Here is a 13,405-nt window from a genome sequence, read left to right as displayed (position 1 = left end):
AGCTGTCATTCCCGGCGTTGCCGCAGGCAACGGGAAGGGAATCCAGGGGCCATTACTCGGCAGCCCTGGATTCCCTTCCCTCGCCACTATGTGGCTCGCCGGGAATGACAGCGGTATTTCAAATACCGTCCCATTGAGGAAGTGAGCATGACCCAGTCCGGACTTTCGCCCCTGCGTGGCCTCGCTAAACTGCGCGAAGGCCGCTCCCGCCGCTTCTCGAGCTATGACCGCACCGGCGGCAATGACGACAGGCTGCATATCGAGCCGGGGCAGACGGTTGTTATCGCCGAGCATGCCGGCACCGGCATCGTCACCCATATCTGGGCCACCCTCGCCTGCAAGAGCGAATTGTTCCTGCGCAAGATCGTGCTCCGGGCCTATTGGGACGGCGAGGAGCATCCGAGCGTCGAGACGCCGATCGGCGATTTCTTCGGCATGGGGCATGCCGCCACGCGCAACTTCGCCAGCCTGCCGGTGCAGGCCAGCCCCGAGGACGGCAAGGCCTTCAACTGCTATTTCCCGATGCCGTTCGCCGGCCACATGAAGCTGACTGTCACCAACGAGGCCGAGGACGACCTGCTGTTCTACTATTATGTCGACCTCGAACTGCACGATGAGCTCGAGCCGGGGCTCGGCCGCTTCCATGCCCAGTATCGCCAGGACCGTCCCCAAGGCATGGACGAGGCGGGCCTCGCCAACGAGCAGTTCCTGTTCGGCGGCGAGACCGTCGACGGCAAGGACAACTACACCATCCTGGAGGCGGAGGGACACGGCCATTATGTCGGCGTGCTCTACAGCGTCTATTCGCGCCGCCGCTCGGACCTTTGGGACTGGTATGGCGAGGGCGACGACATGATTTTCGTCGATGGCGAGCCGGGCCTGTCGGTCCCCGACACCGTGCGCAAGCCCGATCCGCGCATCGGACCCAAGGCCGAGCCGATCGCGCCGCGCAACGAGAGCAGCCCCGGCGCCAACGATGCCTGGCCGCCCACTTTGCATGGTACCGGCACGGAGGACTACTTCAATACGGCCTGGTGCCCGACGCAGGACTACAGCGCGCCCTATCACGGCATCATCGCCGCCGGCGGCCCGAACTGGACCGAACCGGTGACGCTCTATCGCTGGCACATCGAGGACCCGGTGATCTTCTACAGATCGATCCGGGTCAGCATTGAGCACGGCCACGCCAACCGGCGTTCGGACGACCTCTCCTCGGTGGCGTTCTGGTATCAGGCCGAGCCGCACAAGCCCTTCGCGCCGCTACCCCCCATGACGGAGCGCCTGCCGACCTTCCGCCGCCCCTACGAGACCTGGAACCTGCGCATGGATGGTGGGAGCTGAGGAAGCGGGTTCGGAAGAGAGGTGACCTGCTGCTCACAAGAAGCCGTCAGGACTCCGCCGGGGCCCCCCTCCCCGAAACCGGGGAGGGATTCACCCGCCTCTTCCGGCAGCGATGAGGTCGTCCTTGCCGACCATTACTCCGCCGCGACAGCCACGGCTTCACCGCCGATCATCGCCAGCACGTTCTCGATCATCCGTCGGCCGATCTCGGGCCTCGTCATCACCGATTCCGGGTGGAACTGCACGGCGGCCAACGGCAGGGTGGCATGCTCCACCGCCATGATGACGCCGTTTGCGTCGCGCGCGGTAACCCGCAGTTCCGGCGGCAGGTCGTGCGCATCAGCATGGATGGAGTGATAGCGCCCTACCGAAAAGCTGCCGGGCAGGCCGGCGAAGAGCTGTCCATCCCCAGCTTCGATGCGTGAGGCCTTGCCATGCACGGGTTTCGGGAGCAGGTCGAGCCGGCCGCCGAAGTATTCGACCATGCCCTGCAGGCCGAGGCAGACTCCGAAAACCGGCAGCCCGCGCTGCAAGGCAAGCTCCAGGGTCCGGTGCATGGCGAAATCCTCGGGCCGCCCGGGCCCGGGCGAGAGCACTAGGAGGTCCACCGGCTCCCCATCCGCGAGCTTCTGCCGCGCCAGAGCCGGGCGCAGGGTTACGACCCCGGCACCGGCGGCGCGGAAATAGCCGGCCAGCGTGTGCACGAAACTGTCCTCATGATCGATCAGCAGCAGGCGCGGCCCGGACCCGGCCCTGCGTACCGGAGCTGCCGGCCGATCGGCCCGGACAGCATCCTCCTCGAGCACAGCCAGCATGGCGGAGGCCTTGAGCCGGGTCTCCGCCTCTTCCTCCCGGGGATCGCTGTCATGCAGCAAGGTGGCACCGACACGCAATTCTGCGATGCCGTCCTGCATACGGATGGTGCGCAGCGTCAGGCCGGTATTCATGGCGCCGTCGAAGGTGACCGCCCCGAAGGCCCCGCCATACCAGCGGCGGGCGCTCTTCTCCTCGGCCTCGATATGGCGGATCGCACCGCGCTTGGGCGCCCCGGTCACCGTCACCGCCCAGGCATGACTGAGGAAGGCATCAAGCGTGTCGTAGCCCGGCCGTATCACCCCCTCGACATGGTCGACGGTATGGATGAGGCGCGAATAGAGTTCGATCTGGCGCCGCCCGATCACCTTGACGCTGCCGGGCTCGCAGATGCGCGATTTATCGTTGCGGTCGACATCGGTGCACATGGTGAGTTCCGCCTCGTCCTTGACGGAATTCAGGAGTTCGCGGATGCGCTCGGCATCCTCCAGGGCATCGGCCCCGCGGCGGATGGTGCCCGAGATCGGGCATGTCTCGACACGCCGGCCGTCAACACGCACGAACATTTCCGGCGAGGCCGCCACCAGGAACTCGCCCTCGCCCAGATTGATCAGGGCGCCGAAGGGCGAGGGATTGGCGGCGGCAAGCCGGCGGAAGATCGTGCTGGGTTTTTCTGCACAGGCCACCGACAGCAATTGCCCCAGCACCACCTCGAACAGGTCACCCCGGGCGAAGGCGGCTCTGGCCCGTTCGACCATGGCGGCATACTCGCCGGGCGCATGATCGCTCTCGGGCGGCAGATCCGGGCCGGCCAGTTGGCGATAGGGATGGGGTTCGGTGGCACGAGGCAGGTTTCGGGTCGAGCGTCCGTCCACGCTGAAATCATAGCTCAGCCGTTGCGCCCGCTGGCGTGCATGATCGACCACCACCAGTTCGTCGGGCAGATAGAGCAGGAGATCGCGCTGATCCTCGGCCCGTGGCAACCGGAGATCCATCGGCTCGAACTGGAAGACGAGATCGTAGCCGAAGGCGCCATAGAGACCGAGATAGGGGTCGTCGGGCGCGGCGAAGAGTTCGATCACCGCCCGCAGCAACGAGAACAGGCTGGGCTGGCGGCTGCGCTCCTCCTCGGCAAACGCGCCTTGCGCCTCGCGCACCGTGCCCCCCAGATATCCCTCACCCGCGGCGAAAGTCTCGAAGAGGCCGAGCGAGCGCAAGCGACCCTCGATCGTCGGCAGCAGGCAAGCGCCGCGCTGGTTGAGAGCCTCGATCCGAAAGCTCCGGCCCTTGCCGGTGATGACCAGCGGCGGATCGGCAAAGCCGACCTCCCCGCGCCGATAGCGCCCCGGCACCTCGCAGCCGGAGGAAAACACAGCGCCGCGCTGCTGGTCCAGGCTATCAGCGAGAGCGGACATGTTATGGGGGTAGTCGAGGTCGCGGCAGGCGCGATGGATCCGGATGCCGCCGGCCGAGTGGTAGATATGGTCCGTCATGGAACCAACTCCGAGTTGGGGCCGTCTCGGGTTGGGTGCTCCTGCGCTGATCTTTAAAAAATCAAAAGCCGCCCCTCCCGGGACGGCCAGATGAGCAATGATCATGTGTGGCCGTCCGTGCTTAGACGGGCCACCACCAGCTTGCTGAGAAAGACGAGATACGCATCAACGGATGCTAGCAGCCATGCCCAGCGAGAACAATCCCCTCCGGGAGGCCGAGCACGGCATTTTTGTCTATTTTGTCTACAATCTTTATGTATTAATGAAACAAGGATCTGTTTTCGGAGATATGCCGTGTCCCGCCCCGCTTTGCCGACCCGACGCCATTTCATTGCCGGCCTTGCCTCCCTCGTCGCGGGCGGCCTCGCGGCACCTCGGATCGCCAGAGCCGCCGACAATCCGTCCGAGCTACGGATCGACTATGCCACCTACAATCCCGTCGGCCTGCTGATCCGCGGCAAGGGTTGGCTGGAGGAGGAGCTCAAGGCCGACGGCATCGCAGTGCGCTGGGTCCAGTCCCTCGGCTCCAACAAGGCCCTCGAATTCCTCAATGCCAGCAGCATCGATTTCGGATCGACGGCGGGGGCGGCAGCCCTGGTCGGCCGCGTCAACGGCAACCCGATCAAATCCGTATATGTCTATTCGCGCCCGGAATGGACGGCGCTGGTAACGCGTCCCGACGCCGGCATTGCCAGCGTCGCCGATCTCAAGGGCCGGCGCGTGGCGGCGACGCGCGGTACCGATCCTCACATCTTCCTCATCCGCGCGCTGGCTTCGGCCGGGCTGAAGGAGAAGGACATCGCGCTCGTGCCACTTCAGCATGGTGACGGCAAGGCTGCCCTGATCCGCGGCGACGTTGACGCCTGGGCGGGGCTCGATCCGATCATGGCCGGCGCCGAGGTCGAAAATGGCGCCAAACTCTTCTTCCGCGATCCCGCGCTCAACAGCTGGGGCGTCTTGAATGTGCGCGAGGCCTTTGCCGCCGCCCATCCCGAGCTCGTGCACCGCGTGCTGGCCGTCTATGAAAAGGGCCGCCAGCATGCCCTCGCCAACCCCGCCGATCTCAAGCGGAGCCTGATCGCAGCCGCCAAGCTGCCCGATGCGGTGATCGAGCGCCAGCTCACCCGCACGGACCTGTCTACCGGCACCATCGGGGACGCCCAGCGACAGACGCTGATGGCCGCCGGGCAAGCCCTGCAGGGCGCCGGCGTGATCAAGGCCGAGATCGACGTGCCCGCGGCGGTGAACGGGCTGATCGACCCGCGTTTCGGCGCCCAGACGCAATAGGCCGGGCCATGACGGCACTCGAAAGCCCTGTCGCGCCGGAGGCGTTGAAAGAGCGGCGCCCGGCGACCAGGCCCTCTCTTCGCCATGTCCGGCCTTATGTCGGGCTGCTTCTGCCCCTCGCCCTCGCCTTGGCATGGGAATATGCCGTCCATGCCGGCTGGAGTGACGGACGACTGTTGCCGCCACCGAGCCGCATCGCCGCGACGCTGCTGGAGCTAGCGCGCAACGGCGACCTCACCACCCACATCCTCGCAACCCTGGCCCGTGTCGGGGCCGGCTTCTTCTTCGGCGCTCTCGCCGGCATCGCGCTCGGAGCTGCCTCCGGCTACTCGTCCTTGTTCCGAACCCTGGTCGATCCGACCCTGCAGGGCCTGCGCGCCATTCCCTCGCTGGCCTGGGTGCCGCTCTTCATCCTGTGGTTCGGCATTTTTGAGGAATCGAAAATCATCCTCATTGCCGTCGGCGTGTTCTTTCCGGTTTATCTAGGCGTCTCCAGCGCGATCCGCTCCGTCGACCGCAAGATCGTCGAGGTCGGTCAGGTCTTCCGGCTGAAGGGGCTGCGGCTGGTGCGACGCATCCTCCTGCCCGCCATCCTGCCACAGGTGGTCACGGCCCTGAGGGTCGGCCTTGGCCTCGGCTGGATGTTCGTGGTGGCTGCCGAGATCATGGGAGCTTCCGAAGGGCTCGGCTATCTACTCGTCGATGGCCAGCAACTGGGCAAACCCGATGAGATCGTCGCCACGATCATCCTGTTCGCGCTGATCGGCAAGGCGAGCGACATGATCCTGGTCGCGCTCAGCCGTCCCTTCCTGCGCCATGAAGACAGTTTCGCCGGCGAGGATCGCTGATGCTGTCGCTACGCAATCTCGACAAGATCTATGCCAATGGCACGCAAGCGTTGCGTGGCATCGACCTGTCCGTCGCGGCAGGAGAGGCCGTCGCCATCATCGGCGGTTCGGGAAGCGGCAAGAGCACACTTTTGCGCCTGGTCGGCGGCCTGGAGGCTGCGACCCGTGGACGGGTGGAGATCGAGGGCGCCCATCTCCGCGGCCCGGCCGAAACCGTCGGCTTCGTCTTCCAGGAACCTCGCCTGCTGCCCTGGCTGAGCGTTGCCGGAAACGTCGCCTTTGGCCTGGACGGCCTGCCCAGGAAGGAGCGCGACAGGTGGGTGGAAGAAGTTCTCGCACGCGTCGACCTGGAGGGACTGGGCGGAAGATGGCCCAAGGAATTGTCCGGCGGCATGGCCCAGCGCGTGGCCCTCGCCCGCACCCTGGCGGCACGGCCGCACATCCTTCTCCTGGACGAACCCTTCTCCGCCCTCGACGCGCTGACCCGCGCGAGCCTGCAGGATCATGTCGCCCGGCTTTGGCTGGAGGATCGGCAGACTCTCCTTCTCGTCACGCATGACATCGAAGAAGCGCTGCTGCTCGCCGATCGTGTCGTCATCCTCACGCCGAAACCGGGGCGCATCGAAGAAATAGTCACCGTAGACCTGCCCCGACCGCGAGACCGTGACGGCGCAGCCTTCGAACAGGCCAAGCGCTATTTGCGCAAGGCGCTCGATCGCTCCCTGCACGGCCAAGTGCCCGCCTTGGTCTGAAGCCTGCCTATGCCTGAAGCTGGTGGGATTCGATCTGCCCCTCAAAAGCAGAACGCGCCACCTTCAGGAAAGAAGGCGGCGCGTTCGAAATTCGTCCGTCGACGGAAGGCGGTGCTCAGGCAGCCTGGGCACCGTAGACCTGCTGGCGAGCGTGACGGATCATCTCCATACGGTCGGCGCGCAGATCACGCAGATCGCGGTCCGACAGGCTGTTGATCTCGTCGAGCAGGCGCAGGAACTCGGCCTGCTTGGCCATGCGGTCCTTGAAATAAGCAATGATGCTTGCGAAAATCATGATGATTACTCCTTTGTTGTTGGGGAGTATCCACCTTCTCATATTGCGGTGCAACATACATCGTCGCAATGCCGAATTGCATGGCTCGCATGGCTAACTGGCCGATTATGGCGAATTCTTAGCCAATTCGCTCAACACGTATGCAATATTGCATTCCTGACATAAATCCGCAACGCAATTGACATCTTCGCAGGCAGGCTGTGCCGCTGATTGCAGCACCCTGCCGCCTCAATGCCGATATAGCTCATTGCTTGGCGGCAGCGAGCTCCGCCTCGATGGTGGCGATCGATTCACGCAGCTTGGCCACGCGTTCTTCCGCCTCTCGAGCCAGGCGCTCGTAATGGGCGCCGCGATTCTTCTGCACCGCCAGGACCTTGGCTTGCTTCTGGATGCTGGCGATCTCCGCGAGCATGCGAGCCTTCTTCATGGGCCGATCATCCATCGCGCCACTCCTTCATTCAATTTCGATAAGCCCTCCCTAAAGCAAAGCGCCTTTCGGTAGAAACGCTTTTTGCTCCGGAGCCGGAATGGAATGCGGCCAGCCTTTCTCCGCGAAAGGCATGTCCTATTGGATAAAATTCACATCAGCCGTTGGCTTTCGGCGCCCGGGGAGCTAATCCGGCATTCGACATCCCCAAGCGTTTTGCGATTTGCCGGTAACGGCAGGAAATGCAAGGACGCGTCGAAACGAAAAGACCGAGCAATGAAGCGTCGCGTCATGACGCTCCTTGCTCCAGGAGAGACAAAAGATGACCGATACCCTGCCCGATCGCCTCGCCTCCAATCCCGACAGCCCCTTCTTCGACCAGGCTCTGATGGAACGCGGCGTCGGTATCCGCTTCAACGGCGCCGAGAAGACGAATGTCGAGGAATATTGCGTCAGCGAGGGCTGGATCCGGGTCGCGGCCGGCAATGCCAAGGACCGGCGCGGCAATCCCCTGACCATCAAGCTCAAGGGCACGGTCGAACCCTATTTCCGCGACGAGGCGTGACTCTCGCGCCCCGACTCGTCCCCCGCCCGCACCAGATCGAGGCTGCTGAAGCAATCCTCGCCGCCCGGCGCGCGGGGCGGCCGGGCTTTCTCTTGGGGGATCTGACAGGTCTCGGCAAGACGCTATCGGCCTGGCTGGCGCTGAGCGCCATGCCCGAGCCGGAGATCCTGGTGATCTGCCCCAAGGGCGCCATCCCGCAATGGCGCCTGACCATGGCGCAGGCCGGCCTGCCGGCCAAGGCGGTCACCGTGATGAATTTCGAGCGCACGAAGACGCTGATGGCGCCGCCCGCCACCAGCACCAAGCGCTCGACCCGGGCCAAGAACAACGAGCTCGCCAAGCTCGGTACGCCCAAGCGCATCTGGCCACTGGTGGTCATCGACGAGGCGCATCGCATCCGCAACCCCAACTCGCAGCAGGGCCTGGTGTGCCGCCAAATGGCGGCGGCTGCCACTTTCACGCTCTATATGAGCGCCACAGCCGGCCAGGCGCCGCATGAACTCTCCTATCTCGCCCGCCTGCTCGCACGAGAAGACGACAAGAGGAAGGGCGAAGGCCTTAGCGGCGATCTCGACGGCTTTCGGGCCCTGATGAAGCGGCTCGGGATGGGGCGCGCCAAGGGGCGCTGGAAGAACTGGTCCTGGGAGCCCAACGAGGACGACCGCCGTACCATGTCCTCCCTGCTCTACAAGGGACACGATGCCATCGGCCTGCGCCGTCGCCCCGAAGAGATCGCGGGATGGCCGGAAGTGCAGCGCGAGGTGACCCCGACCGCACTCGATGCCGAAAGCCGGCGTCTCTACGAGGCAACCTGGCGCGAATTCCGCCGGGAACTCGGGCTGGCCGGCGGCTCGACGCGCCGGGCGGCGGGCTGGGCTGCCGATCTGCGCTTTCGCCAGAAAGGCAGCCTGCTGCGCATTGCCGGTACCGCCGATTTCGCCGACGACCTGATCGGCAACGGCCAGCAGGTGGCCATATCCGTCGCCTTCCTGGAGACGAGTGCCCTCCTGGTCGAGAAATTGCGGGGCCATGGCTGGCGCGTCGATGCCATCAACGGCACGCAGAGCGGCGAACGCAACGAGGCGGTGCGCCTTGCCTTCCAGCGCGGCGAACTCGATGCCGTGGTGTTCACCGTCACCGAGGCGATCTCCCTCCATCGCGGCGAAATGCCGGGCGGGGAACGCGAGCGCTCGCTGGTGGTGCACGACATGCGCCACAGCGCCATCCAGCTCCAGCAGATCGAAGGACGCTGCCATCGCGACGGCCAGCGCGCGGTGATCTATTACGCCTATGCCGAGAACACGGTGGAGGAAAACATCGCCGCCACCGTGATCGGCCGCATGGCCGACATGGACGGCATGGCCGGCGACGATACCGCCATGCTCGATGCCATCGCCGGGGTGATCGAGGAAGCCGCCGAAGCGCGATAGTCTCGGCCAGTCACGGCCCGCGCCGATAGCGCAGGGCTTCGACCAGCACGGCGAAAGCCGGGGACGCCTGGCGGCGGCTCGGATAATAGAGATGGTAGCCGGCAAAAGAAGCGCACCAGTCGTCGAGCACCCGGACGAGGCTGCCCTGTGCGATCAAATCCTGCACGGCGTCTTCCGGAACATAGGCGAGCCCCAGGCCGCCCAATGCCCCTTTCAGGCGCAAGGCGAGATTGTTGAAGACCAGCGGCCCCTCGACCCGCACCTTGAGTTCACGCCCTTCCTTCTCGAACTCCCAGGCGAATAGGCCGCCATAGGTCGGCAGCCGCATGTTGATGCAGCGGTGAGCGGTGAGATCCTGCGGCGTCACCGGCTTCGGCCGCCGGGCAAAATAGGCGGGCGATCCGACCACCGCCATGCGCATGTCTGGACCGATCCGCACCGCGATCATGTCCTTGGCGACCTGCTCGCCGAGCCGCACGCCGGCATCGTAACGCTCCGCCACGATGTCGGTGAGACCGTAGTCGACGATGATCTCGATATGAACGTCCGGATAGGCCGGCAGCAGACGTTCCACTGCGGGCCAGAGCACGGTTTCGGCGGCGTGCTCGCCCGCCGTGAGGCGGATCGTGCCGGCCGGCTTGTCGCGAAACGCGCTGAGGGCTGCGAGTTCGGCCTCGATTTCCTCGAAGCGCGGCCCGAGATTCGACAACAGGCGCTCGCCGGCTTCGGTCGGCGCGACGTTGCGCGTGGTGCGGACCAACAGCCGCAGGCCCAGCCTTTCCTCGAGGCCACGCATGGCATGGCTCAGAGCCGATTGCGAGACGCCGAGCTGTGCCGCGGCCCGGGTGAAGCTGCGTGCTCTTGCGACGGCCAGGAAGGCAACCAGATCGTTGAGGTTCTCGCGCATCACTCATGAACTCTCCTCATGATTACATGCCGATTTATCCGCCTAATCGCAAGCTCCGCCTTGGCCTAGAGTCCGCGGCACATGGAACCAACACAACGAAACAGGACGAAAACCATGCAAAGACGCATTCTTGGACACGGCGGATTGGAGGTCTCGGCCATCGGCCTCGGCTGCATGGGGCTCAGCTATGGCTATGGGCCGGCCGTCGAACGGCAGGCCGGCATCGCTCTCATCCGTGCAGCGGTGGAGCGGGGGGTCACCTTCTTCGATACGGCCGAGGCCTATGGCCCCTTCGTCAACGAGGAACTGATCGGCGAGGCTCTGGCGCCCTTCCGCGACCATGTCGTGATCGCCACCAAGTTCGGTTTCAAGGACGGCGACGTCCAAGCCGGACTGGACAGCCGCCCAGAGCGCATCCGGGCCGTGGCCGAGGCCGCCCTCACCCGCCTCAGGACCGATCGCATCGACCTGTTCTACCAGCATCGCGTCGATCCGGCCGTGCCGATCGAGGATGTCGCCGGCACCGTCCGGGATCTGATCCGCGAGGGCAAGGTCAAGCATTTCGGCCTGTCGGAGGCCGGCGCGAAGACGATCCGGCGTGCTCACGCAGTTCAGCCGGTCGCTGCTCTGCAGAGCGAATATTCGTTGTGGTGGCGGGAGCCCGAACGGGAGATCCTGCCGACACTCGAGGAACTCGGCATTGGCTTCGTGCCTTTCAGCCCGCTCGGCAAGGGTTTCCTCACCGGGGCGATCACCGAGCGCACGAGCTTCGACAGCAGCGATTTCCGCACCATCGTGCCGCGCTTCTCTGCGGAGGCACGCAAGGCAAACCAGGTGCTGGTGGACCTGCTCACGCAGCTGGCGAAACAGAGATCAGCCATGCCGGCGCAGATCGCGCTGGCCTGGCTGCTGGCACGCAAACCGTGGATCGTGCCGATCCCCGGCACCACCAAGCAGCATCGGCTGGAGGAGAACGTCGGAGCGATCGACATCGAACTGTCGCCGGCCGACCTCGCCGAGATCGAAGCGGCGGTCTCCGGGATTGCCGTGCAGGGTGATCGATATCCGGCGCATTTGCAGGCGCGAGTGGATCGCTGAGCGCTATTGGCTTACCCGAGCGGGTCGTAGCCGGGCTTCTTATAGACGAGGTCCGGCTTGTCCTTGATGTCGGGGATATAAACCTTCTGGGTCCACTCGTCCTCCGGCACATCCTCGATCGAGACCGAAATCGACTTGTCGTGGCTGTTCAGGCTGTCGATCACGGCCCGGGTCAAGGCGTCGGCGAGCTTGCGCTTCTGGTCCTCGGATCTGCCGGGCAGCATCTTCACGATGATGTGGGGCATGGCTCTCTCCGCTTTCCGGTGCCCGGCGAATACAGGCACGATTCCAGCAGCGCTCATAGACCGGTTGAGCCGGCCAAGCCAGGGCCCCTTACGGGGCGCCGTCTCGGAGGGCGGAAAAACGCGCCATCGCACCGATCCTCAATTGATCGCGGTAAAGGCCGCGACCAGCAGCATGCAGGTGCCGAAGGCCCAGCCCTGGGTCCGCTGGGCGCGCTCGGAGCGGAAGCGTCCGAGCAGGCTGGCGCCGGCATAGATCCATAGGAAGTGGCAGAGCACCGAGATCAGCACGAAGCCCGTCGTGAGCTGGATGACGGTGCTGGTGACCCCGGCGGCCGGATCCAGGAACTGCGTGAACATCGCCAGAACCATCGAATGGATCTTGGGATTGACGGCAACGGCCAGGATGCCGTCGACGAGGCCGAGATGCGGCTGAAGCCTGCGCTCCAGACTGGCGGCATGGCTCGCCGACCGGAAGAAGCTCCAGGCCAGATAGAGGAGATAGGCAATGCCCGCCAGTTTCAGCCCGAATGCGAAACCGGGATGGGCGCGGACGACCTCGCCAAGGCCAAAGCCATAGATCAGGCAAAGCGCCAGATTGCCGATCTCGAACCCCACCCAGAAGCGTACCGAACCGCGCACGCCATGCTGGGCGCCCATGGCGGTGAGCACGGTATTGCCCGGTCCGGGGCTGATGACCAGCGGCACCGCGTAACCGACGAAGAGAATCCAGACATTCCAGACGAGCATGGCGATCTCATTTCAACGAGCCGAACCGGGCGAGGCGCCGGTGCACTGAAGCGTTTTGCGATTTGGTGGAATCATCAAGAATCGCAAAGACGCTCCAGCCAATCCTACGGATTGGCTTGGGAACAGGGAGCTGGAGCAAATGGGCGTTCACGCTTGAACGCACTTTGCTCTAGGGGATGGAAACACCACTTTTCGGGCCCGACAAAACGATCTATTTTCACCGCCTCCATGAACTGGATTCATCGAGCATGCGTCGCCTTCCGCCGCTTGTGGCTGTCCGCGCCTTCGAGGCCGGTGCCCGGCACCTCAGCTTCACCCGGGCCGCCGACGAACTATGCGTGACCCAGACGGCGATAAGCCATCAGGTGCGCCAGCTCGAGACCTGGCTGGGCGTGCGGCTGTTCGAGCGCTCTGGCCACGCCTTGCGGTTGACCGAGGCCGGGCGCACTTTTCTTGCCGAAGCCGGCGAGTTGCTCGATCGGCTGGCCGCGGTAACCGAGCGCTTGCGCGGCCGTCGTGACGGCCCCCTGCGCATCACGGTGCTGCCTTCCTTCGCCACCTGTTGGCTGGTCCCCCGGCTCGGGCGCTTTCGCCAGAGCCATCCCAATGTCGAATTGAAGCTGACGAGTTCGCCGGAAGCATGGGCTTTCACCGAGGATCGTTTCGATCTCGGCATCCGCTCCGGCCTCGGCCGCTGGCCGGGGCTCAAGGCCGATCTGATCGCGCAGGAAGCACTCAGCCCGGTCTGCAGTCCGAAGGTCGCGGCAGATCTGCCCTCCCCCTGCACGCCTTCGGACCTGCTCGCCAGCCATCTGCTGCACGACACGCCCAAGGACGCGTGGTCGCGCTGGTTCCGCCATGCCGGCCTGCCCGAAGCCACCATTGCCGCGGGACATGCCTTCGACGATCATAGTCATCTGCTGCAAGCCGCCGCGCAAGGACAGGGCATGGCACTCGGCAAGCTCTTCCTCGCCGAGCATGCCTTGCAGGAAGGCAGCCTGGTACGCCCGGTCGATACGATCCTGCCCAACGACTACAGCTATTGGCTGGTCTATCCCCGCACCGTCGCCGGACGGCCGGAGGTCACCCTCTTCCGCAACTGGCTGTTGGCGGAAGCCAAGGCCACCACGGCCCATCTCGCGATTCAGGGCGCGTAG

Annotated in this window: 14 protein-coding genes; 8 read left to right on the top strand and 6 right to left on the bottom strand. The window is 64.9% G+C overall.

All coding sequences use genetic code 11. From position 1 onward, the window contains the following. Positions 1 to 147: 147 nt before the first annotated feature. Positions 148 to 1,341, top strand: a complete 1,194-nt coding sequence (locus AB4037_RS00740; RefSeq protein WP_441770204.1) for a glycoside hydrolase family 172 protein — start codon at positions 148 to 150, stop codon at positions 1,339 to 1,341. 134 nt (positions 1,342 to 1,475) lie between these two features. Here AB4037_RS00740 and AB4037_RS00735 read toward each other — a convergent pair whose 3' ends face one another. Further along, positions 1,476 to 3,647, bottom strand: coding sequence for an anthranilate synthase component I (locus tag AB4037_RS00735; RefSeq protein ID WP_441770203.1), 2,172 nt, complete (start codon positions 3,645 to 3,647; stop codon positions 1,476 to 1,478). Positions 3,648 to 3,956: 309 nt separating this feature from the next. Between AB4037_RS00735 and AB4037_RS00730 the strand changes: the two genes are divergently transcribed. Genes AB4037_RS00730 through AB4037_RS00720 form a run of 3 tightly spaced genes read left to right on the top strand, consistent with a single transcriptional unit; the run spans position 3,957 to position 6,534 of the window. Then, positions 3,957 to 4,934 (top strand): aliphatic sulfonate ABC transporter substrate-binding protein, encoded by a 978-nt coding sequence (locus AB4037_RS00730; protein ID WP_441770524.1) that lies wholly within the window; start codon positions 3,957 to 3,959, stop codon positions 4,932 to 4,934. Between the two features lie 8 nt (positions 4,935 to 4,942). Further along, on the top strand, positions 4,943 to 5,782 hold the full coding sequence (locus AB4037_RS00725) for an ABC transporter permease (protein ID WP_441770202.1): 840 nt from the start codon (positions 4,943 to 4,945) through the stop codon (positions 5,780 to 5,782). Then, positions 5,782 to 6,534, top strand: a complete 753-nt coding sequence (locus AB4037_RS00720) for an ABC transporter ATP-binding protein (RefSeq protein WP_441770201.1) — start codon at positions 5,782 to 5,784, stop codon at positions 6,532 to 6,534. Before AB4037_RS00725 ends, AB4037_RS00720 begins: the two co-directional genes overlap by 1 nt. 115 nt (positions 6,535 to 6,649) lie before the next feature. Here the strand turns inward: AB4037_RS00720 and AB4037_RS00715 are convergent, their stop codons facing one another. Next, on the bottom strand, positions 6,650 to 6,829 hold the full coding sequence (locus AB4037_RS00715) for a hypothetical protein (RefSeq protein ID WP_149253802.1): 180 nt from the start codon (positions 6,827 to 6,829) through the stop codon (positions 6,650 to 6,652). A gap of 244 nt (positions 6,830 to 7,073) precedes the next feature. Next, positions 7,074 to 7,271 carry a hypothetical protein gene (locus AB4037_RS00710; RefSeq protein WP_434957984.1) on the bottom strand — a complete coding sequence of 66 codons (198 nt, stop codon included), beginning with the start codon at positions 7,269 to 7,271 and terminating at the stop codon, positions 7,074 to 7,076. Between the two features lie 307 nt (positions 7,272 to 7,578). Between AB4037_RS00710 and AB4037_RS00705 the strand changes: the two genes are divergently transcribed. Together AB4037_RS00705 and AB4037_RS00700 are read left to right on the top strand one after the other, a co-directional pair. Further along, on the top strand, positions 7,579 to 7,821 hold the full coding sequence (locus AB4037_RS00705; RefSeq protein WP_149253800.1) for a DUF3297 family protein: 243 nt from the start codon (positions 7,579 to 7,581) through the stop codon (positions 7,819 to 7,821). After that, a complete protein-coding gene (locus AB4037_RS00700) occupies positions 7,818 to 9,251 on the top strand; it encodes a DEAD/DEAH box helicase family protein (protein ID WP_441770200.1) in 1,434 nt (477 codons plus the stop codon). The genes AB4037_RS00705 and AB4037_RS00700 overlap by 4 nt, the downstream gene beginning before the upstream one ends. 10 nt (positions 9,252 to 9,261) lie before the next feature. Here AB4037_RS00700 and AB4037_RS00695 read toward each other — a convergent pair whose 3' ends face one another. Further along, positions 9,262 to 10,158, bottom strand: coding sequence for a LysR family transcriptional regulator (locus AB4037_RS00695; protein WP_441770523.1), 897 nt, complete (start codon positions 10,156 to 10,158; stop codon positions 9,262 to 9,264). Between the two features lie 114 nt (positions 10,159 to 10,272). Here AB4037_RS00695 and AB4037_RS00690 point away from each other — a divergent pair, with 114 nt between their 5' ends. Next, complete coding sequence (locus AB4037_RS00690) at positions 10,273 to 11,256, top strand: aldo/keto reductase (protein WP_441770199.1); 984 nt, start codon at positions 10,273 to 10,275, stop codon at positions 11,254 to 11,256. 11 nt (positions 11,257 to 11,267) lie between these two features. Here AB4037_RS00690 and AB4037_RS00685 read toward each other — a convergent pair whose 3' ends face one another. Then, complete coding sequence (locus tag AB4037_RS00685; protein WP_441770198.1) at positions 11,268 to 11,501, bottom strand: tautomerase family protein; 234 nt, start codon at positions 11,499 to 11,501, stop codon at positions 11,268 to 11,270. Positions 11,502 to 11,639: 138 nt separating this feature from the next. Then, positions 11,640 to 12,248, bottom strand: a complete 609-nt coding sequence (locus tag AB4037_RS00680) for a LysE family translocator (RefSeq protein WP_441770197.1) — start codon at positions 12,246 to 12,248, stop codon at positions 11,640 to 11,642. A 248-nt stretch (positions 12,249 to 12,496) separates the two neighbouring features. Here AB4037_RS00680 and gcvA point away from each other — a divergent pair, with 248 nt between their 5' ends. Beyond that, complete coding sequence (gene gcvA, locus AB4037_RS00675; RefSeq protein ID WP_441770196.1) at positions 12,497 to 13,405, top strand: transcriptional regulator GcvA; 909 nt, start codon at positions 12,497 to 12,499, stop codon at positions 13,403 to 13,405.

Source organism: Labrys sp. KB_33_2, assembly GCF_052114505.1.
Classification (GTDB): Bacteria; Pseudomonadota; Alphaproteobacteria; order Rhizobiales; family Labraceae; genus Labrys.
Note: the sequence above shows the minus strand (reverse complement) of the source record. Positions and strands in the feature narration are given on the sequence as shown.